The 24,493-nt window shown below is 58.4% G+C and carries 30 protein-coding genes; 5 read left to right on the top strand and 25 right to left on the bottom strand.

The features are described from left to right. Positions 1 to 59 precede the first annotated feature (59 nt). Together AC3WJW_RS12520 and AC3WJW_RS12525 are read right to left on the bottom strand one after the other, a co-directional pair. Positions 60 to 719, bottom strand: a complete 660-nt coding sequence (locus tag AC3WJW_RS12520; RefSeq protein ID WP_493726187.1) for a winged helix-turn-helix domain-containing protein — start codon at positions 717 to 719, stop codon at positions 60 to 62. Between the two features lie 296 nt (positions 720 to 1,015). After that, on the bottom strand, positions 1,016 to 1,756 hold the full coding sequence (locus AC3WJW_RS12525) for a winged helix-turn-helix domain-containing protein (protein WP_493726188.1): 741 nt from the start codon (positions 1,754 to 1,756) through the stop codon (positions 1,016 to 1,018). A 556-nt stretch (positions 1,757 to 2,312) separates the two neighbouring features. Between AC3WJW_RS12525 and AC3WJW_RS12530 the strand changes: the two genes are divergently transcribed. Further along, complete coding sequence (locus AC3WJW_RS12530) at positions 2,313 to 3,146, top strand: undecaprenyl-diphosphate phosphatase (protein WP_493726189.1); 834 nt, start codon at positions 2,313 to 2,315, stop codon at positions 3,144 to 3,146. Between the two features lie 54 nt (positions 3,147 to 3,200). On the opposite strand, the gene dusA is transcribed toward AC3WJW_RS12530, so the two are convergent. Further along, positions 3,201 to 4,211, bottom strand: coding sequence for a tRNA dihydrouridine(20/20a) synthase DusA (gene dusA / locus AC3WJW_RS12535; protein WP_493726190.1), 1,011 nt, complete (start codon positions 4,209 to 4,211; stop codon positions 3,201 to 3,203). A gap of 102 nt (positions 4,212 to 4,313) precedes the next feature. On the opposite strand from dusA, the gene AC3WJW_RS12540 reads away from it, so the two are divergent. Then, a complete protein-coding gene (locus AC3WJW_RS12540; protein ID WP_493726191.1) occupies positions 4,314 to 5,438 on the top strand; it encodes a site-specific integrase in 1,125 nt (374 codons plus the stop codon). 1 nt (position 5,439) lies between these two features. On the opposite strand, the gene AC3WJW_RS12545 is transcribed toward AC3WJW_RS12540, so the two are convergent. From AC3WJW_RS12545 to AC3WJW_RS12585, 9 genes are all read right to left on the bottom strand, one after another. After that, positions 5,440 to 5,715 (bottom strand): pyocin activator PrtN family protein, encoded by a 276-nt coding sequence (locus tag AC3WJW_RS12545; protein WP_493726192.1) that lies wholly within the window; start codon positions 5,713 to 5,715, stop codon positions 5,440 to 5,442. Positions 5,716 to 5,928: 213 nt separating this feature from the next. Then, positions 5,929 to 6,066 carry a hypothetical protein gene (locus AC3WJW_RS12550; RefSeq protein WP_258684599.1) on the bottom strand — a complete coding sequence of 46 codons (138 nt, stop codon included), beginning with the start codon at positions 6,064 to 6,066 and terminating at the stop codon, positions 5,929 to 5,931. Positions 6,067 to 6,104: 38 nt separating this feature from the next. Beyond that, positions 6,105 to 6,407, bottom strand: a complete 303-nt coding sequence (locus AC3WJW_RS12555) for a hypothetical protein (protein ID WP_493726193.1) — start codon at positions 6,405 to 6,407, stop codon at positions 6,105 to 6,107. Positions 6,408 to 6,433: 26 nt separating this feature from the next. Then, positions 6,434 to 9,232, bottom strand: coding sequence for a toprim domain-containing protein (locus AC3WJW_RS12560; protein ID WP_493726268.1), 2,799 nt, complete (start codon positions 9,230 to 9,232; stop codon positions 6,434 to 6,436). A gap of 5 nt (positions 9,233 to 9,237) precedes the next feature. Continuing rightward, on the bottom strand, positions 9,238 to 9,483 hold the full coding sequence (locus AC3WJW_RS12565) for a hypothetical protein (protein ID WP_493726194.1): 246 nt from the start codon (positions 9,481 to 9,483) through the stop codon (positions 9,238 to 9,240). A gap of 68 nt (positions 9,484 to 9,551) precedes the next feature. Continuing rightward, positions 9,552 to 9,926 carry a hypothetical protein gene (locus AC3WJW_RS12570; protein ID WP_493726195.1) on the bottom strand — a complete coding sequence of 125 codons (375 nt, stop codon included), beginning with the start codon at positions 9,924 to 9,926 and terminating at the stop codon, positions 9,552 to 9,554. Next, a complete protein-coding gene (locus AC3WJW_RS12575; protein ID WP_493726196.1) occupies positions 9,923 to 10,216 on the bottom strand; it encodes an Ogr/Delta-like zinc finger protein in 294 nt (97 codons plus the stop codon). Before AC3WJW_RS12575 ends, AC3WJW_RS12570 begins: the two co-directional genes overlap by 4 nt. Beyond that, on the bottom strand, positions 10,213 to 10,686 hold the full coding sequence (locus AC3WJW_RS12580) for a YmfL family putative regulatory protein (RefSeq protein WP_493726197.1): 474 nt from the start codon (positions 10,684 to 10,686) through the stop codon (positions 10,213 to 10,215). The genes AC3WJW_RS12575 and AC3WJW_RS12580 overlap by 4 nt, the downstream gene beginning before the upstream one ends. Positions 10,687 to 10,715: 29 nt before the next feature. Beyond that, the gene (locus AC3WJW_RS12585; RefSeq protein WP_493726198.1) at positions 10,716 to 10,928 is read right to left on the bottom strand and encodes a DNA-binding protein; all 213 of its coding nucleotides are present in this window, start codon (positions 10,926 to 10,928) and stop codon (positions 10,716 to 10,718) included. Positions 10,929 to 11,012: 84 nt separating this feature from the next. Here AC3WJW_RS12585 and AC3WJW_RS12590 point away from each other — a divergent pair, with 84 nt between their 5' ends. The 3 genes from AC3WJW_RS12590 (at position 11,013) to AC3WJW_RS12600 (ending at position 12,008) form a co-directional block, all read left to right on the top strand. Next, positions 11,013 to 11,354 (top strand): helix-turn-helix domain-containing protein, encoded by a 342-nt coding sequence (locus AC3WJW_RS12590; RefSeq protein WP_493726199.1) that lies wholly within the window; start codon positions 11,013 to 11,015, stop codon positions 11,352 to 11,354. Positions 11,355 to 11,364: 10 nt separating this feature from the next. Continuing rightward, on the top strand, positions 11,365 to 11,724 hold the full coding sequence (locus tag AC3WJW_RS12595; RefSeq protein ID WP_493726200.1) for a DUF2511 domain-containing protein: 360 nt from the start codon (positions 11,365 to 11,367) through the stop codon (positions 11,722 to 11,724). 122 nt (positions 11,725 to 11,846) lie between these two features. Further along, positions 11,847 to 12,008, top strand: coding sequence for a hypothetical protein (locus AC3WJW_RS12600; protein WP_493726201.1), 162 nt, complete (start codon positions 11,847 to 11,849; stop codon positions 12,006 to 12,008). Here the strand turns inward: AC3WJW_RS12600 and AC3WJW_RS12605 are convergent. The 13 genes from AC3WJW_RS12605 to AC3WJW_RS12665 all read right to left on the bottom strand — a co-directional run bounded on the left by AC3WJW_RS12605 (position 11,971) and on the right by AC3WJW_RS12665 (position 24,482). Continuing rightward, complete coding sequence (locus AC3WJW_RS12605; RefSeq protein ID WP_493726202.1) at positions 11,971 to 13,314, bottom strand: phage late control D family protein; 1,344 nt, start codon at positions 13,312 to 13,314, stop codon at positions 11,971 to 11,973. The two genes, AC3WJW_RS12600 and AC3WJW_RS12605, sit on opposite strands and share 38 nt — an antisense overlap. After that, positions 13,311 to 13,751, bottom strand: coding sequence for a phage tail protein (locus AC3WJW_RS12610; protein ID WP_493726203.1), 441 nt, complete (start codon positions 13,749 to 13,751; stop codon positions 13,311 to 13,313). The genes AC3WJW_RS12605 and AC3WJW_RS12610 overlap by 4 nt, the downstream gene beginning before the upstream one ends. Before the next feature lie 5 nt (positions 13,752 to 13,756). Next, positions 13,757 to 17,032, bottom strand: a complete 3,276-nt coding sequence (locus tag AC3WJW_RS12615; RefSeq protein ID WP_493726204.1) for a phage tail tape measure protein — start codon at positions 17,030 to 17,032, stop codon at positions 13,757 to 13,759. Continuing rightward, on the bottom strand, positions 17,022 to 17,141 hold the full coding sequence (locus AC3WJW_RS12620; RefSeq protein WP_007972807.1) for a GpE family phage tail protein: 120 nt from the start codon (positions 17,139 to 17,141) through the stop codon (positions 17,022 to 17,024). Before AC3WJW_RS12620 ends, AC3WJW_RS12615 begins: the two co-directional genes overlap by 11 nt. An 8-nt stretch (positions 17,142 to 17,149) precedes the next feature. After that, complete coding sequence (locus AC3WJW_RS12625; protein ID WP_493726205.1) at positions 17,150 to 17,497, bottom strand: phage tail assembly protein; 348 nt, start codon at positions 17,495 to 17,497, stop codon at positions 17,150 to 17,152. Positions 17,498 to 17,545: 48 nt separating this feature from the next. Next, positions 17,546 to 18,061 carry a phage major tail tube protein gene (locus AC3WJW_RS12630; protein ID WP_493726206.1) on the bottom strand — a complete coding sequence of 172 codons (516 nt, stop codon included), beginning with the start codon at positions 18,059 to 18,061 and terminating at the stop codon, positions 17,546 to 17,548. 57 nt (positions 18,062 to 18,118) lie between these two features. Then, the gene (locus AC3WJW_RS12635) at positions 18,119 to 19,291 is read right to left on the bottom strand and encodes a phage tail sheath protein (protein ID WP_493726207.1); all 1,173 of its coding nucleotides are present in this window, start codon (positions 19,289 to 19,291) and stop codon (positions 18,119 to 18,121) included. Between the two features lie 116 nt (positions 19,292 to 19,407). Beyond that, the gene (locus tag AC3WJW_RS12640) at positions 19,408 to 19,833 is read right to left on the bottom strand and encodes a phage tail assembly chaperone (RefSeq protein ID WP_493726208.1); all 426 of its coding nucleotides are present in this window, start codon (positions 19,831 to 19,833) and stop codon (positions 19,408 to 19,410) included. An 18-nt stretch (positions 19,834 to 19,851) separates the two neighbouring features. Then, the gene (locus AC3WJW_RS12645) at positions 19,852 to 22,047 is read right to left on the bottom strand and encodes a phage tail protein (RefSeq protein ID WP_493726209.1); all 2,196 of its coding nucleotides are present in this window, start codon (positions 22,045 to 22,047) and stop codon (positions 19,852 to 19,854) included. Further along, the gene (locus AC3WJW_RS12650; protein ID WP_493726210.1) at positions 22,044 to 22,661 is read right to left on the bottom strand and encodes a phage tail protein I; all 618 of its coding nucleotides are present in this window, start codon (positions 22,659 to 22,661) and stop codon (positions 22,044 to 22,046) included. The genes AC3WJW_RS12645 and AC3WJW_RS12650 overlap by 4 nt, the downstream gene beginning before the upstream one ends. After that, the gene (locus AC3WJW_RS12655; RefSeq protein ID WP_493726211.1) at positions 22,661 to 23,572 is read right to left on the bottom strand and encodes a baseplate assembly protein; all 912 of its coding nucleotides are present in this window, start codon (positions 23,570 to 23,572) and stop codon (positions 22,661 to 22,663) included. Before AC3WJW_RS12655 ends, AC3WJW_RS12650 begins: the two co-directional genes overlap by 1 nt. Then, entirely contained in the window at positions 23,569 to 23,913 is a 345-nt protein-coding gene (locus tag AC3WJW_RS12660; protein WP_493726212.1) for a GPW/gp25 family protein, read from the bottom strand. The genes AC3WJW_RS12655 and AC3WJW_RS12660 overlap by 4 nt, the downstream gene beginning before the upstream one ends. Then, positions 23,910 to 24,482: a phage baseplate assembly protein V gene (locus tag AC3WJW_RS12665; RefSeq protein ID WP_493726213.1), complete on the bottom strand. Its 573-nt coding sequence runs from the start codon at positions 24,480 to 24,482 to the stop codon at positions 23,910 to 23,912. Before AC3WJW_RS12665 ends, AC3WJW_RS12660 begins: the two co-directional genes overlap by 4 nt. Positions 24,483 to 24,493: the final 11 nt, after the last annotated feature.

Genomic DNA, 24,493 nt, shown 5'->3' on the forward strand with positions numbered 1-24,493 from the left:
TTTTTTATTGTTGTAGTCGCACTGTTTCTGTTTGTTTTAATTGCTGAAGGTTGAGGTGTTTACGCTACGACTTCCTGGATCAGGCAATAGCCACGATTTCTGACTGCGCGAAACAGTCGTTCACCGTTACTGGCCAATTTGAATTTGTCTTGCAACCGGCTCAGGCACATTTCCAGGCCGCGATATTGCTCCGGCTCCCTGCCGATGCTGAGGATCAGTTCGTCGCGACTGACGACGCGCTCTTCATGGTGCAGCATCTTCTTTACCAGCGCGGCTTCCAATCCGGTCAGGCTGATCTCGACGCCCTCTTTTGCCAATACGCTTTGATCCTTGTCGAGTTGCCAGGCTTCGCTGTAAGGAGTGTCGCCATCGATTGTTTGCGAGATATCGTTGGCTGTCCCGGCAGTTGCCGGAATGCTGTGGAATGGATTCGTCGATTGCGCTGCGAGCCATTCGGATTCCAGGGTGGCCAATAGTCGCTGTGTATCATGTTCGATACTGCGCGCGACGTTCCTCCTTGAAACGCTTGGGTAGCTGAACTCCATCAGCACGGGAGCGGAAGAGGGCGAAGCAACACCTTCAATAAACATTTGTGCCTGGGAGGTGCCAAATGAGTTGAAGCGCTCACTGGACAGGATGGTCTCAAGTTCACGCTGCGACGTAGTGCTGTGGGTCACGACGACAAAGTATTTCCTTGGGAGGGTTGTACTAGTTTCCATGTCTCTCTCCTGAAGTACACACCAAATTTGGCGAAAAGATGATCGGCAGGGGAGTAAAGACTCCCTCGGAAGTAATCGAAAGGCAGGGTCTGGGCCCAAATTTGGCCCTCGATAGGTTCCACTCGATCTACAGTTGCAGAATAAACTCTTATTGTTATGGTCCGATGTTGCCTCGGTGATTGATTCGATAAGTGTCGTCAGTATGAAATACAAAAAAAACGATGAAGTCGAGACCTTTGTATCCTTGAGTTAAATTGCCTGTTGAATTGATATTAAAGCGCCATCCCTGCTGTGTATCAGGGGGTCGAGATCAGTCCCCTCATCAACCGGTAGCCATGCCCTCGGATGCTCTGGATGGCGTTTGTGCCATACATGTCCTTGATTTTTCCACGAAGGCGACTGATCGATTTTTCCAGCGCCCTGGGGTCATAAAAGTTGGTGTTGAGCCCCATGATATTGGCGATTTCATCGTGGCTTAGTATGTGGTTACTGGTTTGCGCAAAAGCTTCCAGGATCTTCATTTCTGCAAAGGAAATGTCCAGCTTCTTACTGGTGCCCAGTAGGCAAATACGGGTGGGGTCCAATATCAAATTGATATCTCTTTGCCATTCTTCACTGTTGAAGAACTCGGCGAGCAACTCGGAGTTTTCATCGGAAAGGGTATTGAACTTGATACAGTAGTCGGCCCCTGCAAGATAGTACTTGATCTTGTTGTAGCTGCCTCGACCCGTGATCACCGCGCAAATGATGGGTTTCAAGTTGCCGGTGCGCAGGTTTTCCACTAGCGCGAGGCTTTCCTCGAGGGCCTGGGGGCTGTCGATGATGATGAAGATGGCGCGGTACGAACCAGAGCGTTCATTCTTCTTGAATGAACTAGTGTAGGCGTTGGCCTCTAGTGCCATATCGGTCCGCACATGCCTTGCGACTAGCGCTCTAAAATGTTCAGCCACGCCACGGGTACGACCCAGAGTGAGAACTCCGGGTTCATCGTTAGTCTGGCGCTGGCTTCTAGTCGCTAAGTTCCCTGTAAGCATCATGCATTGACTCGAATAGGTGCTGACATCGGGATGTTAAAGCACCGGTTCTCATCTGTGACTGACAATTGGTAACATTTACGCCGATTTTAGACGTGGCTCCCGAGTTTTCTAACAATAGTTAAGCTTTTCAAGCTTTTAGTTGATTTTCTCGGCAGGCTGAACTAGTGGAATAGCGTCCTTAGATGGTGGCAATATGGAATTGTGCCACTATTTTGAAACGATGGCGATTTGTTTTTATGTCCTTTTGCCACTGTTTGGCCCACTACGTGCCACCACTCAGGCCAAGGTGCTCAATCCAGTAAGAAACACAAATACTGTGAGAGCGATCACACTTTATTGAGTGGCGAGACTTTTTTCTACTAATTACCTAAATATTTTCCGCGCTGTTCGTACCCGGACGATTATTAACATGGCTTGAGTGTGTCTTTTGATAAGACATATTCTCCCTCGCTACATCAGGTCATGGGTGTGGATGTCTCGATTGTTTTGCTTGAGCTACTCAATATCTGAGTACAGTTGACGGATCGTTCCCAAAGAACGGTCTGACGGAGGATTGATGGATTTCTGGACCCTTTTCAAAGTGTTGATTCTGGGCGCGGTAGAGGGCCTGACTGAGTTTTTGCCCATCTCCAGTACGGGCCACCAGATTATTGTTGCGGACTTGCTGGAGTTTGGCGGTGAACGCGCCATGGCGTTCAATATCATTATTCAGCTGGGCGCCATTCTTGCCGTCGTCTGGGAGTTTCGCCGCAAGATTTCAGAGATCGTCAAAGGACTGCCGACCCAACGCAATGCACAACGCTTCACGCTGAACTTGCTGATCGGTTTTCTTCCGGCCGTCGTTCTGGGTGTCTTGTTCGCCGACCAGATTCATCACTACCTGTTCAACCCGATCACCGTGGCAGTCGCATTGGTCGTGGGCGGCATTGTCATGTTGTGGGCGGAGCAGAGGGACCACGTGGTGCACGTCGACCATGTCGACGACATGCGCTGGCCGGATGCGCTGAAGGTAGGCTTCGCGCAATGCCTGGCGATGATACCGGGCACTTCCCGCTCCGGATCGACCATTATCGGCGGGTTGCTGTTTGGCCTGTCGCGCAAGGCCGCCACCGAGTACTCGTTCTTCCTGGCGATGCCCACCATGGTCGGTGCGGCGGTGTATTCAGGCTACAAATACCGGGAGCTGTTCCAGGCCGGCGACCTGGCGGTTTTCGCCCTGGGCTTCGTCACAGCGTTCTTTTTCGCCATGATCGCCGTGCGCGGCTTGCTCAAGTTCATTGCGAACCACAGTTATGCCGCGTTCGCGTGGTACCGGATTGTTTTCGGATTGTTGATCCTGGCAACCTGGGCATTCGGTTGGGTGAACTGGACGGCGGCCGCCGCCAGCTGACAGGCGAGTCAGGCGGATCGAACCGCCTGGCCGAATGGCGAGAACAACCAGGCATCAACGCCCTTCAAGTAACCCGGCAGCTTGATCCAGTAAGGCCAAGGGCTCCTTGGCCTTGTGGATATCCACCGACAACAACTGCCGAAACTTGCGCGCCCCCGGGAACCCGGTGCCCAGCCCCAACACATGCCGCGTGATGTGGTGCATCGAACCGCCGGCATCGATGTGTGCGGCGATATACGGCCGTAACTGCGCCAGTGCTTCGGCACGCGTGATCACCGGTGCCGTGCTGCCGAACAGCTGCTGATCCACCTCGGCCATCACATAAGGGTTGTGATACGCCTCGCGGCCCAGCATCACGCCGTCGAACGTCTGCAAATGCTCGTGGCAGGCCTCCAGCGACTTGATCCCGCCGTTGAGAATGATCTCAAGTTCAGGAAAATCCGCCTTCAACCGCGCCGCCACGTCATAGCGCAGGGGCGGGATGTCACGGTTCTCCTTCGGCGACAACCCCTCCAGAATCGCAATCCGCGCATGCACGGTAAAACTGGTGCACCCGGCATCCCGCACTGTGCCGACGAAATCACACAACTCCTCGTAACTGTCCCGGCCATTGATCCCGATACGGTGCTTGACCGTCACCGGAATCGACACCGCATCACGCATCGCCTTCACACAATCGGCCACCAACTGCGGATGCCCCATCAGGCACGCGCCGATCATATTGTTCTGCACCCGATCACTCGGGCAGCCGACATTCAGGTTCACCTCATCGTAACCATGTTCCTGCGCCATGCGCGCACACGCCGCCAGGTCCAGCGGCACACTGCCGCCAAGCTGCAACGCCAACGGATGCTCGGCCTCGTTGTGGCGCAGAAAACGCTCGTGATCGCCGTTGAGCAGGGCACCGGTGGTGACCATTTCGGTGTAGAGCAGGGCGTTTTTCGACAGCAGGCGCAGGAAGAAGCGGCAGTGGCGGTCGGTCCAGTCCATCATAGGTGCAACGGAGAACCGCCGAGACAGCGTAGAGCTTAAGTTTACTGGAGATGTAGCTGATTTTTGTACCATTTTACTCTACGTGTTTTATGCCGGTTTTCGGGGGTAAATGGGCGTTTTTGAGAGGTCGTTGGTACAATGTACCAACCCTTTTCACAATTGTACCAGTTGACCATGGCCACGATCAGAGCACGGAAACGCACCGACGGCAGCATCAGTTACACAGCACAGATACGCCTGTTTCGCGATGGGGCGCAAGTTTACCAAGAGAGCCAGACTTTCGCCCGAAAACAGGCCGCCCAGGCTTGGGTTCGCAAGCGTGAAACCGAACTGGATCAACCAGGCGCCATCGAGCGGGCCAACCGCCAAGGCGCCACGGTCAAGGAAATGATCGACCGTTACCTGCTCGAAATGGAAAAAGTCCGCCCATTGGGCAAAACGAAACTGGCAACGCTCAAGGCGATCAGCGAGTCGTACCTGGGCAAACTCAACGACCAGGACATTAACAGTCAGCAGTTGGTGGAGTATGCACTGTGGCGCATGGGCAAAGAGGGCGGGACCGTCCAACCTCAGACGGCCGGTAACGATCTGGCTCATCTCGGTGCAGTACTTTCAATTGCCCGGCCAGCGTGGGGTTACGAAGTCGACCCTCACGCAATGGCGGACGCCCGAAAGGTGCTGAAGAAGCTCGGCTATAACATGAAAAGTCGGGAGCGCGACCGACGGCCGACCCTGGAAGAGTTGGACAAAATTCTCACGCACTTTCGTGGGATTCAAGCCCGCCGACCAACGTCGATCAACATGCTCAAGCTGACCGGGTTTGCATTGTTCTCAACCCGGCGTCAGGAAGAAATTACGCGCATCCTGTGGGCGGACCTGGATGAGGAAGGCCGACGGGTACTGGTGCGCGACATGAAAAATCCCGGTCAAAAGATCGGTAACGATGTTTGGTGTCATTTACCGCCAGAGGCATGGGACATCCTTCAAACAATGCCGAGATCGCTCCCCGAGATTTTTCCGTACAGTGCTGAGTCCGTGTCCACGTCCTGGACCAGGGCTTGCAAGATTCTCGGCATCGAGGACCTGCACTTCCATGACCTGCGCCATGACGGTGTCAGCCGGCTGTTTGAGATGGACTGGGATATTCCGCGTGTCGCCAGCGTATCAGGGCACAGGGATTGGAATTCCATGCGTCGTTATACCCATCTACGCGGTCGTGGCGACATTTATGCGAATTGGAAGTGGTTGGAGAAGGTCCTACAGGCGCCCGTAAAACTGGGCGCTAGGACACTGAAGTAATTCAGCTGCCTCGCGGCGCGCTGTTCAACTGATTGCTCTCTTTAATCGCTGCAGCGCGTTGAGCATCGAGGTATTCCGCGAGATCTGTGATGTGAATTCCCTTCGCACTTTTTTGGCTTGGCTCCAAACGAGTAATTGGGATTTTTATTTGCCCAGCCAGCACCTTGCGTTGAAACATATCGGTGGTGAGGTGCGTGAAATAGTCGCTGCAGACTCGCGCCAATGGAATGATGGCTTGTCCGTCGTATTGGGCAAGAAGCACGAAGAGAGTTTTCATGGCTTTGTTCCCTCATGAATAGCTTCCATCTGTTCATTGCGTCCCAGGTCTGCGACTGGGCAGGGGCGTGTAGTACTTCTGCCAACTGAAAACGTGTTCGTGATAGCCTCGGCGACGCCATCGTTGAGGGTTTGAGCTTGCATGGTTCTCTCCTTTCAGTGGTGGTCGGTGTCGAGGGGTTGCAGCCCCTCGGCACCACTTCCAGTTACTTCGTTACTTGGCGAGCCAGATCAGTACGTCAGGTACCTGAATAGCCGTGACAGCGATCAGTGCGACGGTTGCGATCGTGCTGATCAGGTTGCTCAACAACTCCCTGCTACCCCGTTGGGCTGTTTCGTTGGTGTGCTGCATGGTTCTCTCCTTTCAGTGGTTGCCGGTTGCAGCCGGCGTTACATGTCGCTGTCTGGTTTTCGCACCAGGTGCAGCTCCAAGCCTTCAAACTCGTTGTTGTCCTCTGTGCTCGATTGCCAATCCAGTACCGCCTGGATCTGCTGTCGCGAGCAGTTCAGGACCAAAATCTCGCGCTGACCGTCGGTTGCCCGAACCTCCAAAATGTCAACGAGTCCCTCTGCCCCGTAGGCTTCGGCCTGTACGGTTTTCCGGTGATCGTTGCCCATTTGGTTCATCAACTCGGTGACGCGGTCCTGCAGGCATGCCGATCTGTCACTGCCGGCGAGTATTTGAATTTGCATTCATCTGTCCTGTCGGTGATTGGCGGTCACGCCTGAAAAATCCAGCACTTCACAATGGGTTGCTTGGTGACGACGGCGTTGGAATGCTTCGCCTGGTGGGCACGCACCGCGCTGTCAGTCGCCTTGTTCGTCTCGAGCAGCTTCCGAGAGCGCGAGTCTTTCAGGCGCTCCCTCAATTCGCTGATGTCGGCGACCTTCTGGCGGTGTTCTGCCGCACATTTGACGAAGTCGTTGAGGTTGATCGCGATGGTGTTGTCTTTCTTGCTGTGATTGACCACCGGCCCGTCAGCGTCCAGACCCTCGAGGTATTCGTAGACTTCCCAGAATTCAGCCACTACCGGGTGATCCGAGCTGATCGAGGATTGACGCTCGATGGCCATGCGGATGATTTGGGTCCGGGTGTGGCTGATTTGCGGCTCGCTGAGAGGCACGACCAGACGCAGGCAATCGAGCAGGGCGAGCAGTTGGGCGTGGTTCTTGTTGATCCGCTCCACGCGGATGTAGCCACGCAGCTGGTTGCCGCAATGGCCACACTGCTCCTGGTCATCTTTGAATGGCGTTTCGCACGCGAAGCAATGGCTGTGAAGGGTGCGTAGCTTGGCTTCGTAGCCCGGCATGCGATTGGCGAACAGCTCCATCACTTCCGACTCTTTGCGTACCGCTTGCAGCAGGAAGTTGCTGAGCTTTGCGCCTTCCAGGGAGTTGAGCAGGTCCGCCGCCGCACGGCTTTCGGCTGTCACGGTTGGCCGGACAAAGTGAAGTTTCACAATCCGAGTCATGATCGCCTCGGATGCCACGACCGGTGCGTTCTGGCTGATGGCGATAGTGGCGCGGAAAGGCGGTTCGTAGGTTTCGTTGCCGGCGGTTTTGACACCCTTGGTCGCGAGCGTGCCGCCACCGTAGTAGTCCTTCAATTCGTCCCATTCGAACGTTTTGGCGTGGGCCTTATCGTCGCCGCTGCGATCCGATTCCAATAGAACAACGGGCATGCCGGAGATTTGCCCCATCAAGCGGCTACGCCCAGCCTTGGTGGATTTGGACGGGTCGAAACCTTCGTATCCCTCGCGGCCCAGCAGTTTCCACAACAGGGTGAGCAGTGTGGTTTTACCAGCACCTGCCTCGCCCGTGGCTTCGAGGAACGGGAACGACTGGTACCGGGCGCGGATCTGCTCCGCAAACAGCGAGCCGAACCAGAAGGTCAGCGCGACGGTGCCTTGGGCGCCAAAGCACTGCCAGAGCAAATTCACCCACTGCGAGTCGTAGTCCTTGGCGTCCTTCTGCAGGGCGATCTTCACGCCTTTTTGCAGGCTCTTGAGCTTCAGCTTGCCCATCTCGAAGAACTCCTCTTCGTTGATGGTGATGAGCTGGCCTTCCCGGATGGCGATGTCGTTGAACACGTAGCAGCCGTACTCCCGGCTGTAGCCAACGTAGTCGATGGTTTGAACGGTTTTGATACCGAAAAGCTGGTCTTTCATGATTTTGTCCAACTGTTGCCCACTACCGGTGAACACGGCTCCGGCACCCATGCCGAGAAGTCTTTTTTTGAATTCGCTGGCCGCTGCCACCTGGCCGCCGGTGAAGGTGTTTTTCACCGAACCACCGTCATGGGGGAAGTCGACGCGGAAGAAGTACCAGGACTCGTCGGTAATCTCGTTGCGCTGGAAATACAGGGCCTTGGGATAGCAGTTGGCGATCTCGACCACGCAGCCGGACATGCGCAGTGCCTTGGCGCGGCGAGCCTTGTCGTTGAGCTGCTGGTCTTCGTGGTTATCGCTGGCATCCAGCGCCTGCATGGCGCTGTTGAACTTCGAGATGTCCAACTTCCACCAGTACAGGCGGGAGTCGAAGCCGAAGTGAAACTCTTCGCGCTCGCGCCACTGATACATGAGCAAGGCCTTTTCCACGGCGCTTTCTGCGATCAGCAGGGCACCGTGATGCTTGGCATCGTCCAGCTCTTTGTCGATCCGCTGGGTGCGGGCTTCGACGTCCTCCATGAACGCCCAGCGCTGGTGCAGATCGTTCCAATCGACCTTGCGCGAATCAGGCTGAGGGATCTGTGCCGCGTCGCAGGTGAAGCCAAGGTCACGCGCCTGGCGGACCCACATACGGGTGTATTTGTGTGCACCTGGTTCGTTATCCAGTGCCCAGATCAGCTTTGGCGTCTTACCGCTGCGAGCGGTGATCAGGGCTTTCAGCGACTCCTCTGGGTAGGCGTTCGAGGAAAGCGCGGCGACTGCGGGGATGCCGTTCTGCACCAGGGCGATGGCATCGAAGATGCCTTCGACGATCCACAATTCGTCTACCTGTAGGAGGTCGACGCAGGGTGGCATCCACCAGTAGCCCTTGTAGCTTTCGCCAGGCTTGAAACGCGCTTTCTTCTTGCCGAAGCGGTTCGGCTTGTCGATGAGCCGCTCCCAATAGCCGCCTTTTTCGAGCGGAAAGCGAACGGTGGCCGAGCCAATGTTCAGGTCCCGATCAAAGTAGTGTTCCTGGGTGTACCAGCCTTCAATCTGGCCAACATCGAAGCCGCGGGCGAAGGTCAAGTAGGCCTTCGCACTCGCTGCGGGTTGATCGTCGGTGGCAGGGGCACGCTTGCTCCAGTCGTCGAACAGGTCGCTGTACAACTCTTTCACCGGTTCCATGTAGCGGCATTTCTGCTCGCGACCGCAGCGGATGAACCATGGCTCGTCATACCGGGAAAACAACCGGCGCTGGTTGCATTGGGGGCAGGTTCCCTTGCGCATGTATTGGGTACCGGCCATGTGCTGCAGACCAAAGTCCGCCTCGAGCCGCTGCAATACATCAGCGCGCAGTTGATGGTCCATGGTTTTCACTGCGCACGCTCCACAGCATTGGTGTCGAGCTGTTTTTTCAACTCACAGCGCGTCCGGCAGATTCCGGCGAGGTAAGGCAGGTCCTGGAGAACTTTGGGGCCGCGTTGGCCGGCTGGCACATTCCGGTAGCGGTCGGAGTACCAAAGATCAGCCATGGTGACTTCGTACTGACTGTTGAGCCATTGCAGGTATTTCTTTGCCTGCTGCTCGTCCAGTTCCAGTTGGATGGTGATTTTGCTCATGTCAGCCGCCAATAAGTTGCAGTTTCCCCTTACCCACACGAAGCGGGCATACGGAGGGGAGGGTTGGATTAGTTCGAGGTGTCGCGGGAGGGCAGCAGGCGCGCTGGTAAGAAGCGCGCCGGCACGGGATAGCGTTTCTGTGTTTGGGGATCCAGCAGCCAGACCTGGTACCGATATGCGCTGCTTGCCGGATAGATGCCCAGCCGAGTTACGCGCTTTGTGGTCATGCCTTCGAATTCGGCAACTGCCAATTCGGCGATACGCTGCACCAGGTGCTCGGGTACTTCGAGTGAATGGGTGAGATAGCGTTTGCAGTTTTCGAGTAGCTGGTGGTCGCCGGACAAGTGCTGGCCACTTTGGCGGTACAGGTAGGCCACCGCCGCTTGCTGCATGGCTGCGCGATAGTCGTTGGTGGGATTGATCGTCAAAGTGATGGCGTTCATGCGTATTCAACCTCCATATCGAGTGGGTCCAGCAAATCAAGCTGATCGTCGGGGGACTTCATCGCCAGGCGCCGTAATGCCAAAGGTGCTACGGGTAGTTTTACGGCTGGGTTTGGCATTCCGCTGGGGCTCATTTCATGCGTCATTTCAAACTCGGCACGCACGGACCAGCCGCAGGCCTCGTTGATGCACTGCAGGTAGGCCACGCGCAGGAAAATATGAGTTCCTTCGCTAGTGCGAATACGCATGCGGTTCGAGCAATGGGGACAGACAAGTTTGTAGGTGCTCACTGATCGGCCTCCTTGCTGTGCAGTTGAATCGTGGCCAGCACCTCGGCATGGCGAGCGCTCAGGTATTTGCTGTGGGCTGCAAGAATTGCAGCCGCCTCATCTTTCTCGATGACTCCGTCAGCCAACGCTTTATCAATGATCTGATCCACCACGCCACGCTTGGCTGATGTGCTGACCGAACGGCTGTATAACTCGATGTTGTCCAGAGTGTCGGGGTCGGCGATAGGCACGAACATGCCGCTGTAAAGCGAGGCCACGTACTCAGGGAAAAAGCTGGTACCTGCGTCTTGCTCCAGAATATGAATCTGGTCATCACTCAATGGCCGGCTGCCGGCGTTTTCGTAGACATGGTTGTCGAACTTTTTGAGTTCGTAGCCGAGGCGTGCTGCTGCGCATTCGCGACCACCTGGGTAAGCGCAAACAATGGCACTGACTACTTGGCGCCTGGTTTCTAGCACTGGGCGTTTCATCTTCTGGTTTCCTCCTGGAGCCAGAGGCCCTAGTTTGTGATCACGCCGTCTTTGATCCCGAGGATCACGGCTGCTCGATGCGCTTCACCTCGAAGACACTTTTTTTGTCCACTCAAAACGGCGTAAACGGTGCTTGGGTGCAAGTCATGCTTTTGGGCGAATGCTTTTACCGAAATGCCTTGTTCTTCAAGGCGCTTACGGGCGGCTTCGCGGGCTTGCTCGGGTACACAGGTGGCGTGCATAGTGGTTAATCGTGCAATTTCGTGTAGGGGTATGCGAAGGATAATGCACGTTTGTTCTTTTTAAAATAGGCAAGAGGAACGTTTGTGCATCTTTCTGAAGAAATTGGTGCGCGCCTCCAATCTGAACGCAAGCGTCTGAATCTGAATCAAGAGCAATTCGCCAACATTGTCGGAGTGTCCAAAAGGACTCTCGCGAGCTATGAGAGCGGGTCTCGTGAGGCGGGATCGGTGCTGCTGAATCTTGCAGCGGGTGCGGGGGTTGACGTGTTGTACGTTGTCACCGGCCAGCGTCTGCCGGTGGCCGAACGGACGCTGTTGATAGAAGAGTTAGAGATGGTCGCGCATGTACGGGGTTTGGGCGAAGAAGACAGAGGGGCGGTGAAGCGCTTACTCAGAGCCTTTGGCAACAAGAGCGACGGTCAATAGGGATTAAGGCATGCTGAAAGGGACATCAAAATCGTTGCTGTTCACCGCGCTGTTGGCCGTTGGCCTGGCAGGTTGCGGTGCAGATGAGAAAACTCAGAGGCTCACGAGCCGGGAATATGGGATCGCTTGGCCATTCACGGTCAGTAGCGTTGATTTGCTGTGTGATGGACCATCGCCCAAGGCGTTGGCAAGAATTGACAACGGTACAGTCTATGCCTTGAGCGGCAGTGCCCGTGCGATTGCAAAGGAGCGCGGATGGGCTGACGGTCGAGAGATTACGAAAGCCGACTCCTCCATGCCAGGTGTCAAAATGGACTACAGCGATATCGTTCAACGTGCCCAAGCTCTATGTGGCGGCGCTAATTTGTAATGAAAAATCTTTTTGTAGGCTGGTGACACGCTCAAACATGCTGAAAATCGCTCATTCCCCGGGTGCTTTGGTCGGTACCGAGGTTGGTACCGGGTACCCGAACGTGTTGAATGGAGTGACACATGTCGGCGAAGAGCGAGCTACAAATCAACCAGTCAGAAGCAATCAAAATGCCTGAACTGAATGAGCGCGAACGGATGGTCGTGCAGATGTTCAGGCTGCTCGATCAGGAGAGTCAACAAGACATTATTCGTTTTCTGGATGTCCTTCTGACCGGAAAGTAAAAGCGAACCCGACCATGTGTCGGGTTCTTTTTTGGGGGCAGGCCTTGTCTGCCTGCATACGTTTCCACTCTCGATCCACCGCCCGTTTCGCTGTCTTCTCTGTGGCATACAACCAACGCAGCCGCCTCGGTTTGGTCTGGTCCCCGGCAGTGATTGTTTTTTCCTTTCCCGTTTCTTTGTCGCGGTAGTACGCGATGATCCCAGTGAAGTCCCCGGTCAGCTCTTCGGCCAACCCCTCAACAGTATCCTCTGGCAGTTTGCTCTCTAGATCAAGACTCATGGTGTAGCCATTGTCGGCGCTGAGGCTGTGCTGCACGTTGCCTCCGTACCAGATGATTTCATCAATCTCGGCTTTCACGCCCTGGAGCGTGTAGGTCAGTTCCGGGATCAGATCCGGGCGACCCCGGGCAAGGGTGTAGCTCAGGGTGGCGCTGCCGCGTTGTAGGCGATTGAACTCGGCCCGGGCAGCCCGTAGGGCGGACTGCTGATCACTGTAGGTGTGGCGCAGGTCCTTGAGGTTTTCACCGCCACCGGCAATGGCTTCCTGCTTCTTGGCACTGTTCACGTCGTAGTAATAGGCACGCACACCGTCGTAACTGTCGCGATCGGCTTGCAGGTACCGGTGCTGGTCGCCATCGACGCGGGTCAGGGTGATATGGGGCAGTGCCAAGCCGCTGGCCGTCTTGCCACCGCCGGCCGGCATGCACAGCAGGCAGCCTGCTTTGACCGTTGCCACGGCATCGAACTCTTCGCCGAGTCGACTGATCAGGTTGGCATCCGATTCATTGGCCTGGTCGAGCTGCAGGATGGGTAGACCGCCCAGGGCTTCGGCAATTGTTGCTTTGAGACCGTTGCCACTGGCGATGGCGCCCAGCACTTCACCCAGAGTGGTATTGCTCCAGCTGCGCTCGCGTTTGGTCTTGAGTCCTGTCCGCAGATCCGCCGAGCGTGCGCGAATGCTGAGCACGTCGGGTGCGCCGCTGTGCTCGGTTTCGTCGACGGTGTAGGTGCCTTTGTCGACTAGGCCGGTATCACTCCAGCCCAGCCACAGTCGCAAAGTGGCGCCCTTGGGTGGAATGGCCAGCAGGCCATCGTGGTCGCTGAGCGTAATGCTGAGCTGGTCGGCCTCGATGCCGCGATTGTCGGTCAGCTCCAGGATCATCAGCCGCGGACTGATCAACTGCGCGATGTCATTGCCATCGACGGTCAGGCGAAACGCCGGTACCGCATAGGCGGCATCGCGGCGGGCTTGCTCCAGTGCGTTTTTTACATAGCCCGTTACCCGGGCAATCGCGGCATCAATCACAGCAGCCCCCTGAGAACGTTCAAGCCGGCGCCAGTAGCGGCCCCGAGCAGATCAACACTTCCATCGTCGACGCGCTTCAGACTCAGGGTGAATTCGATTCGCCGCGCGGCGCCGTTGGGAAAGAAGATGGTCCTGGTTTCCGTCAGGTTGTCGATCACCCAGAGTCCGCACAGTCGGCCGGTGCCTTCGACCATGGGCCAGGCCTTACCGGTACCGGCCATCTGGCGCAGCGCGTCGAGGCTCAAGACGGTACCGGCCAGCTCGGGCAGGATGATGCCGGGGAGGGTAATGGCGTCCTCACCAAGGCCCAGGAACTGGCGGGCAGGGTTGGTGCCAATACGACTACTGGTGGAGTGGCGCCAGTCAGTCTGGCGCTGCATCTCCTGATACGCGGCGGTATGTAGGCTAAAAACAAACATGCCGAGGGCGAGCATCATGTGGGTTACTCCTGGTCGGACAGTTGGCTGCGCTTGCGGGCGGACTTTTCCCGATCGATACGGGTCAGCTCGGCCCGCACGGCCCGGGCAATGGCCTGGGCATCCATGCCCGGGGTGGGGTGAATGTTGATTTCGTAGTGGTCATGACTGTCGTAGGTCACGGCCGCCTGTGACGCGACGGGGGCTCGGGTGTCGATCTCAATCGCTGGAGTTGCCGCCGTGCCCATGGCCATGACGGGGGCCGCGATGCTGCCTAGCGCCATCGCACCGGCTGCCGTGAACTGTTTGCCGAGGCTGGCCAACATCCCCAGAACGACCGAGCCGGCGCCGCTGGTTTCACTGGCGGTTGGTTGCGCAACGGCTTGAGCGGCTCTGATAGGCTGAGCCACACCAGCAGCCTCGGCCGGGGTGCGTTGTTCCCCCGTCGAGGAGGGGCCAGCGATCGCATTCATCACGAAAGAACCCGCGCTGGTGAGCTGCTTGCTGATTTGCGCGACGGCATCGAGCGGCCCTTGTTCACCGGATTGCAGCCCCTGCGTCAAGCCTGCCATGGTGAAGCCGCCCAGTTCGGCAAAGACCCGCGACGGGCTGTGGATACCGAGTTTTTCCTTGAACCAGTTGATGGTCGAACCACCGATCGAGGTGATGGCATCCTTGATCTGTCCGGCGCCGGCCATTAAGCCGTTGACCAGGCCGTTGACGATCATGTTGCCGAACTCGGTGAAGCGCGTCGGTAGATCCACCCCCAGGTAGCTCAGCACTCCAGCAAAGGCCTGGTAGATCAGCCCAATCGGGCTGAAGTTGGCCAGGGTGGTGAGGATGCCGCCGATGCCGCCGCTGAAGCCTGCCTTGATCTCGGTCCAGGCATTGGCGAAGTACAGCTTCACCTGGTCCCAGTTCTGATAGATGAGGTAACCGGCGCCGGCAAGTACGGCCACGACGGCTGCGATGGCCAGCACTACTGGATTAGCTGCCAGCCCCCACAACGCGATGCTGACTGTGCGCAATGCGGTCAGCAGCCCACCTGACAAAGTCGTGGCGAGAACACGGACCCCTGATACCAACATTGGTACCGCCGATTTGGCGAGATTGGTGAAGGTTGGAAACAGTTGCTGGCCAACCTTCAATGCGCCGCCACCCTTGATCCCGAACAGAGTCATGCCATAACGCAGCATGGCGAATGGGCCGAGCAGGCCGGCCATTGTCAGGGCGAGGCCGCCAAAGCCGAACGCCAAGGCTGCGACCAACGCCACGGCCTTGACCAGTCCGCCTGCCAACTGCGGATTTTCACGAGCCCATGCCCCTACACCATTGGCGACCTCGCCCAGGGTTTTGATCAAGTCTTTAAGTTCGGGAGCCACTGCGGCGCCAAACTCACTCATGGCGTTGGTGAAGCTACCCTCTGCGGCTTCCCAGACATTACTGAGGGTCTGGAGTTGTTCATTGACCCGCTTGCGCAGATCCGCTTGTGCCTGGAGTTTTTGCTGAACCTCTTGGTAGCCCGCCAACCCTTTGTTCATCATGGTGTTGAGAACGGTCATGGTCTCGGCGTCGTCGCCGAAAAGGCTTTTTATTGCTGAGGTACGATCTTCATCGTTGAGTACTTTTAACTTTTCGATCTGGGCATAAAGGTTCTCCAAGCCTGCGAAGTTGCCCTTGTCGTCGGTAAACTTGAAACGAATCGGCTTTCCTTCGATCTCCATGATCTTGTTGACGTCCTTGATGTTGTCCTTGTCTAAGCCGGCCTGAAAGATTTTTCGGAAGGCGTTGCCTGCTGCGCCACCTTCCATGCCGGCTTGGTCCATCATCACCAGCAGGGGTGCCAGTTCCTTGGCTGCTTCCAGCCCTGATTTTTTGATGGTGTCCATGACCGGGGAAATTTTACTGAAACCCTGCAGCATGTTGCCGCTGTCGACGCCCATGTAAAAACCGCGCTGGATGGTGTCCATCAGCGCCATCATGTCTTTCTCACTGGTCCGAGTGGCGTCCTGCATCTTTGCAGCAAATTCGGCAGCCTCTGTGACCGGCATCCTGAGCTGCACGCCGAGATACGCGGCCGCTTCACCCGTGCCGCCAAGGATGCTTTGGGCACTCAAACCCTGCCGGCGAAGCATGGTCATCATTTCTTGAAAATCAGCTGTGGTGCCAGGCAGACGGTCACCGAGGCGAGTCGCAAGATCTGTAATTTTCTGGAAGTCTTCAGATACCTGGCCGGTGTCCCCCATCATTGACACTTTCAGTTGAGTGGCTGAGTCCTCGTTCGGAGCAAAGGCCTTGATCGCTGTAGCTACCGGTCGGCTGGCGGCGTACCCGACACCGAGGCCCGCAGCACCGGACGCGGCCATGTTGCCAGCGGTGCTCTGTGTTTTGTCGTAGGTGCTGCGCGCTTTCGCCAAAGCCTCCTGTTTGCGCCGTAGCGTTTCCAGATGACTACTTTGCGTGCTGATGGCTTGGTTGGCGCTCTCGATCTGGCGTTTGAGTTTGAGTTCGTGCGCGCCCAGGGCATTGGTGTTGATCCCGGCTTCCTTGAGCTGAGCGCCGAGGCTGGCCAGTTTGGCGTTCTGCTTGCCGTACTGTTCGCCCAGCCGCTTGGATTCGTTGGTCTGCTGCTGCAACAGGGCGAGTTGAGTTTTGTGCGGCTGCTCAAGCCGGCGTAGCTCTTCGCGCAGGTTGGTGTGGCCCGCACGGACTGTGCGTAGCTGTGCGTTGCCAGCGCTGTATCGCTCGGCGAGTGTCTTTTCCTTGGCGGCCAGTTGATCGAGCTCGACCTTGCGGGCTCGCTGAGCCGTGGTCAGTTGCTCGTATTCGACGCGTTGCTTGTCGGTCAGGGTATTGCCCTGACTGGTCACGGCGTTGAGGGACGCAATCTGGGAGCGTGCTTTGGTGTACTCATCACGGACCAACCCAAGGGCATCGCGTGAGCTGGTGAGTTCGCGCTTCAGCTCGCCCTGGGTGTCCTTGAGCGCATCAAATTTCTGCTTGGATTGTTCTACCAGTGCCTGAGTGGGGGCCAGTTGTTGGCGCACTTTGGCGGTAACGCGGCTGAGTTCACCCAGCTTGGCGTTGCTGGCCTCCAGCGCAGCCGCTGTCTCGCGGTTAGCTGATTGCATCTCGCGCCAGGCGCTGATGTCCTTCTGCTGGGTGTTGAGTTCCTTGAGGCGATCGCGGGCGCTCTTCAGCGCCCGGGCCGTTTCGAGACTGCCTTTGGTGATTTGCCGCAGCGGGGCAGTGGCCTTGTCGATGGTGTTGAGCAACACCTGTAGTCGTAGATCATTGGCCATCGGCGCCACTCCTAACCCGCGCCCTCTCGCGCCAGTCCATCAGTTCCTGCAGGCCCAGCCGATCCATGTCGGCTGGTGCCCAGTGAAAGACCACGGCTAGATCGGCCATGGCGTCCTCTACGCAACGAGGGATGCATCCGTCTTCGCCTGCTTCTGCAGCAAAAAACCGACGACTTTGCCGCCGATGGCCAGCAGGTCGGCAGGGTCCATGCCGGCAGCTTCGGGAGCAGTAATGCCAGGCGAGCTGATGCGCGGGATGACCTTGATCAGGCTGGCCACGTCGAGGTTCAGCAGCTCGGCCAGGTGAATGCCACGCAACTCACCGGCGCAAGGTTTGCGCAGAGTGACGGTGCTGATGAGTTGATTGCCACGCTGGATAGGGGTGTCGAGCTCAACGGTGTTGTCGTCGTGCTTGTTCTCTTCAGGCGCGGTAATAGTGGATTTTGCGGTTTCAGGTGTGGACATGGTGTTCTCCAGGAGGTGGGGTATGCCCTCAATCGGGGGCCATTCGAGTTAGATGCCCAGGGCTTTGCGCTGGGCTTCGAGCATGTCTTTGCCGTCGACCTTCTCAACGAAATTGAGCAGGTCGATTTCGATGATCTCTTCGCCGTCGACGATCAGTTTGTAGTAGCTGCAGGTGGTGGTCATGCTGTGCTCGGTGTCTTCACCCGGCTGGGCATCGCCCATTTCGATGGTTTCGTGACGGCCACGGACCACGATCTCGACGGCGCTCATTTCTTCTGTGTCGTCCTGCTGGAAAGAACCGGTAAAGCGCAGCAGGACGCCGGACGCCTTGACCATGCCGAACTGGCGCAGCGAGATCAGATCAACGCCACCGGTTTTCCATTCCAGCTGAATGCCGTCGTCGGAGAAGCCCAGGTCCGCCTTGACCGGGCCGTTCATGCCGCCGCCGCGATAGGCTTCCATCTTGCGGCCGAGGGAGGGCAAGGTGACGGACTTGGCGACGGCCAGGTAGCTGTTGCCGTCGTTGAAAAGGTTCATGTTCTTGAGTTTGCGGGGCAGGGCCATGGCGGTGTTCTCCGGTCGGCTGGCGCAGGGTTACCTCCCCGTGAGGGGAGGCCCGGGTTAGCTGTTGAGGCGGCTGGCAAAGTCGACCAGGTAACGGTCGGTGATGCGCTGACGCAGGGTGAGGTCTTCCAGCGGTGGCACAGGGGTGTAGTCGTAGTCGATGTACAACTTGCCGGCCTTGAGCGTGGTCGCGTCGTTGATGTCTTCGGGGTACCAGGCGCTGCCGCCGATCAGGTAGCCGCCGGCGATCATTTCGCGGAACTTGTCGTTGATGCTTTCAAGCATGTCGCGCACCAGGGAGGGGTGCATGGGTTTGTCCATGGCCCACATTTGCGCGTTGGCGATGGTATCGGCCAGCACCTGGGCGGTGCGGGTGTAGTTCTCGAAGGCAAACAACGGATCGTCGCTGCAGGTGCGACTGCCCCAGAAGCGATAGCCGCCCTCGTTAATCAGGGTGGTGACTTCGTTGCCGTTGAGGTAGTTGGCATCGGTGGCCGAATTCTGCAGATCCCAGAACACGTCAGCGCTGATGCCGGTGACGCCGTTGACGGCAACGTTGGACAGGGTTTTGTGCCAGCCCACTTCCTGGTCGATCTTGGCACGCAGACCCAGCGCACGGGCCACGGCCGGAGCGGTGACGGTGGCGTTGGTGACGGTGTTCCAGTTCTGGAAGTCCGGCCAGATGACCATGACTTCACGGGCGCCGAAGTTCTCGCGGTAGGCCGTCGCTTCTTCCTTGGTTTGGCAATCCGACGCGCTGACATAAGCGAATGCGCGCAGCTGCTGGGCGATAGCCACCAGCGCGGTGGCGACGGGAAGGGTGTCGAGACCTGGCACACCGAGAATGCGTGGGGTGACCTGCAAGCGCGATTTGGCTGCGAGCAGGGCTTTCATGCCGGTGTACTTGCCGGCGGCGGTGGTAGTGCCGATCAGGTTGCTGGTCGTCGCGGCGTCATCGGCACCGGTGGCGACGCGGACCACGACGGTGATCGGTTTGGTCTGGTCGGCAATTGCCTGCAGGCTGGTAGCCAGCGTGCCTTGGGTGCCAGCTTTGCCGATGGCGGCTTGTACGTTGGTGATCAGGACAGGGGTGTCCAGAGGGAACATCGTGGCATCGGCATCTTCGGCAGTACAGACCAGGCCGATGACAGCGGTGGAAACGGTGCGAATGGGGCGCGTGCCCTCGTTGATTTCGAGGACTCGCACGCCGTGATGGTATTCGTCGGCCATGGTGTTTGCCTGCGCAGTGATGGAAAGACACTGCACAGGCTGCCGCGCGCGCGCCGGATGAGCGAGCGGGGGGAGTTGTAGCGACTGGCGCTACAGGTTTAAACGTATTTCTTCAGTCACTCAGTAATCCAAGCTGGTGCTACCGGACGGTGATCTGCCAGGGGAAACTCTTCGCCTTGTGGCCAGTCGCGCAACTGCCTGCGGTATGCCTGCAAGGTGGTGTATTGCTCGGCGCTGAGCGTGGTCGCACTACCTTCCTCCAGCTCATCACGGTGCCGGGTTACATCTCCGTCCGTGGCGGCCAGTTGGGCGTCACGCCAGGTGCGCTCGATCGCGGCGACTTCCTCCGGAGTCAGCGGTGGCGGTTCAATCAGCACCGGGTAACCGTTGGCATCCTCCCGAATGATATTCCCCTGCGACTGCCCTTCGAGTAGCTCGTGATGCCGTTCCGACGTGATCTGCTTGGCCCCCTCGGGAATGTTTTCACCATGCAGACGGTCATCGTAAAAGCCGCGTGGGTTACTTGAGTAGTAAATGGACATGGATTTTCCTCTATGAAGTTACTTACCGATGGCGCGCCACGAGAAGTGGCGGACGTTGTTCGGGGCATCGGTGTACCAGACGGTCGCCTCAAATTTGTTTGGGAGTGGGGCGCCGACCTGCCAATCGGTCTTGTTCGCCCGGTAGGTGCCGCCAGCCCCGTCACTGGCATCCAGATCCGTGGCGCCGATGCCAGCGCAAGCCACAAGCGACAGGCATTGGGTTGGAAAGACTAAAGGAAACACAACATCGAACTCCCAGCGTCCGTTGGCCGGGTTCGCTACGCCGATCACCTCACCCCATTGCTCGAACAGGCCGCCGCCGATATTGCGGAAGCCGCTAGTCCCACCGGTGTTAGTGAGAGCAGCGCCGTTACCAATCACCAACCAGAGGCCGCCGTACTGCGTGACCGTTACTTCATCGTTCGGCAAGAGCGAAAAACTCGTCGCAGAGCCACTTATATTGAAGGCACCGATAAAGGCGTCAGCTCCTGTTCGCGCGAGCGTGCATGTCCCGAGTCCGAGGTTCACAAGGCGAATGCTTGCGCCATTTGCCACGCCGGCGGCGCTGGGAAGGGTCAGCGTTACGGCTGACGGAGATGAAACCACGAACTCACCACCGAGATCTGCGAGCGTGATGGCGCGGCTGGCCGTGATGGACGTAGCTGTTCTTTTATTGCCCAGTGCGCGCTGGACGAACTCTGTCGTAGCAAGCGACAGGTCGTTGTCGAATTGCGGCGGCGTCGGCCCTGTTGGGTTGCCGGTCAAAGCTGGCGAGGCCAGCGGTGCCTTGGCCGCCAACAGGTTGATCATGGTCGTGGCAAAGTTCGGGTCGTTGCCCAGCGCCGCCGCCAGTTCATTCAACTGGTCCAGGGCGCCAGGGGCCGCCCCCACCAAGTTTGCGATTGCCGCCTGAAGCGCCGCCATGGTGGCAATCTGCGAGGTGTTGGTGCCCAGTGCCGCAGTCGGTGCGGTGGGGACACCAGACAAAAGCACGTTGCTCAGCTCGGTGTTGGCAAACACCACCAGCGCGCCGTTGGCGTACAGCTCGGCGGACCTCGACTGGGTCAAGACCACCGAAGCACCGGTCGGGTTGCGCACGGTGACGGTGAATGCGCCCGAGGTGCTGTTGAACACCAACCACCTGCCGGTGACGCCGGCCGGCAGGGTTACGGTGACGTTACCCGTCAGGGCTCCGGTAAAGTTCAAGATGCCGGCCCCGACCTGGGCCACGGTTACCACGGTATCGCCGGTGGCGTTTAAGGCGATATTGGCGACGCCCTTGACTGCGTACTGCACGAAGGCCGTGCTGGCGATGGACGTGTCGTTATCGCCGGCAGCCGGAGTGGGCGCCTTCGGGTCACCCGTGAACGTAGGGCTGGTCAGCGGCGCAAATCCCTGAGTGATGTTCTGGAACGTCAAGGCTGTGGTGCCTAGGACAATCGCGCCATCGGTGACCAACTGCCAACTGGTGTCCGCCTGTGTGGTGCCTTGCTCGACCGACACCAGCAACGCCGACGTGACCTCGGGACTGCCATCGGCATCCGCGGCGCGCGCCCACACACCGGCGGCAGCGACGTACAGGCCGTTGTCTTTGGCCAAGGTCTGGTTTTTCACCAGCACCCGATCGCCCGCGACTAGGGCGATACCGTCAAGGCTCTGAAGACCGGTCAGCAAGATGTTGGCCGTGGTGGCCACCTTCACCGACTGTTTGCTGTCGAGCTTGTAGATTTCCTCCTGCACCTTGGCATCGACATAGGCCCGGGTGGCCAGTACCACGCTGGGATCGATCTTCAGTTCAACGTTGTTGGAGTTGCTGACGATCAGGTTCATCCGCACGACCTGCGTGCGGCCAGAACCTTGCACCAGCAGTGGTTTGAACGACGGAGCGCAGTTGGCGATGGCGACCAGGTCGCCGTCAGCGTCATACAGGCCGATTTCGCGAATCCACCAGCCGCCCACGTCTTCAGGGATTACCTGCTCGGCAACGATGATTGCATTGTTCGTGGGGTCGACCTTGAGCTGATTGAGCGGGGCACGACGACGCTCATTGATTAGCGTGGTCTGCGCTGCTGACGGAATAGGGTCCGTTTCATTGGCATCGCCGACGCCCATCTGGGTGATCTTCCAGGCGATGCCCAGGGCATTGGCATTGGCCTGCTTGGCGGTGCCTATGGTGGTCAGGATGGCGAAAAACTGAGAGTTCTGGTCGATCATGGGTATACATCCAGAGTGTCGATGGTGTGGTCGCGGCCGCCCCGGCCAATGACGCCGGTGACTTCTATGTCGCGCTGAGTGGGCGGGTACACGGTGATTTCGTCGCCCTCGTAGATCGTGGCGCCCATGTAGAGGCGACCGGTGGTTTCGAGGCTGATGGCCAGGCCTGTCAGGTGCCGGCTGCGGGGCTTGGCGTCATCAATGAGGAACGTCAGTTCCTGGTACATCTCATCGGTGATACCGGTTTCCAGCACGCCGACCTTCAGGGCAAAGGACCCGGGCACCCCTTCGGGGACGGTCTGCCACCACTCCATCACCTCGATCAGATAACCCAATGGTTCGACGACGCGGCGCAGGGCGCCGATGGTGCCCTTGTGCGAATGGATGTAATACGACGCACGAATGGCGGCCCGCTTGGTGGCTTCCGTCCACTGGCTGTCCCAGCGATCCACGGAAAAGGCCCAGGCCAGATACGGCAGAAACTCCACCGGGCACAGCATGGGATTCCACAGCAGACGCAGCGGAATGGGCGTGCGCTCGATCTGCGCGAGCGCCTCGGCTGCTAAGCGCTCCAGCTGGCTGGCATTGCGCGGCAACAGCGATGCGGCGCCCATTACTCAACCCCCTGCGTGAGGGTAATCCCGGTGCAATAGGGCGCCTGGTAGGGCGTGGCGATAATATCGACCCAGCCGTCGAGCTCGACCTTGCGCACCCCTTCAACGTGCAGCGCGGCGTGGATGGCTGACTCGGATACTTCCATGGCCAGTCGGCGGCGTTGATGCACATAGGCCTGCAGGCGTTGGTTGGCCGTGGCCAGGATCGGCTCGGACTCTGGACCGTTGGTTTTCAGGTACAAGCGGGCATTGACCTGGTACGGCAGGACGACCGCGCTTTGCACCGTCAGGCGATCCGCCACCGGTCGGCGATCTTCGTCGCTGAGGTAGGCTTTGACGATGTTGAGCACGGTCGCATCCGCGCTGCCATCGCCCAGCAGGGATTGCACGGTGACCACCACCACGGCAGGGCTCGGGCTTTCCGCCGTGGCATCGGCCACCCGTCCATCGGCGGCGCGGGCGTGGAAGATGTAGCTGTTGCGCGGCCCGGCGGTGCTGAGGCCTTCGAACGCCATCTGCGCACGTTCGCGCAAGCTGTCGTAGCTCTCCAGAACTTCGGGGATTGGCGGCACGGCCGAAGGATTGCCGGCCTGGACCAGCAGGCGCTCGACGTTGTAGTTGGCGGCCAGGTTCTCCAGATCGGCGCCCTGGGCGAGGGCGAGCATGTTGGCCACGGCACCTTCGTTGACGCGCTGGCGCCAGATGGTTTCGCGGTAGGCATTTTCTTGGAGCAGCTTGGTCAGCGGCTCCGATTCCAGTTCGAGGCGGGCGGCGATCTTCGCTTGCTCTTCAACTGGCCAAAGGCTGACGGCATAGGCCTTGCGCTCGGCCAGGATCAGTTCGTAGTCAATCTGCTCAACGATTTGTGGCGCTGGAAGCTGGCTGAGGTCGATCGGGACAAAAGTGTTCATACGCTAGCCCCCAGTTGCAGCGGAATACTCAGGTTGTGTTGCTGGTTGCTATCGACTTCGGTGCCTTCCAGTTCCAATACGACCCGTCCCTGCAGGCTGACGCCGCTGAACTGCACACGGCTGAGGCTGATCCGCGGTTCCCAGCGCATCAAGGCCATTGCCGTGGCGGCATACACGCGCAGGCGCGTGGCATCGTTGAAGGGGTGGTCCACCAGCTCGGGCAACAAACTGCCGTACTCGCGGCGCATCACTCGGGTGCCAATGCGCGTGGTCAGGATGTCGGCAATGGACTGGATGATGCTGTCCTGGTCATTGATGGCGCCGCCGGTGTCTCTGTTCATTCCGGTTTTCCCGTTTTGCCGCCGCCGGACATCACCCCGCCGTGCAGGTGTTTGACCAGGCAGATGCCGGCCGCGACAACGTCTTCCGAAACGGTGACCTTTCCGGTGACGTGCTGATTGCCGGTCTGGGTGTAGTCGCCCTCATGGGTGATCGGGCCGACGATGTGAATGCCGCCCTGACTGATCAGCTCAGTGGTACCGGCCTCGGGCAGGACTGCGCGCAAGTGATGGGCAATGCTGTCGTATTCGATGACGGCGCCATCGCGGTAGGTGCGGCGGTGCAGGCCAGGTCGATCGCCGTTGGCGGCATGTTCGTCACTGAAAATTCCGGTGAGGGCCACACCATTGCTGAGTTGCCCAGAGGGGCTGAGCAGAATGACCTGCTCGTTTACGGTGGGTGGGTCCCAGTCCTGATCCAGTCCGGCCCGTGCTGCGATCCATGGCAGCCAGCCGGTCATCAGTTCGCCGGTTTTTACGCGCACGCGCGGCGGCTGCATCTGAACTTCGGCAACGGTGCCGAAGCGGATGAGATTTTCGAGCTGGCGTGAGATGGCGGCAAAATTGTTCATGCCGCCGATGG

The sequence above is a fragment of the Pseudomonas sp. GW821-FHT07G06 genome, from assembly GCF_058986625.1.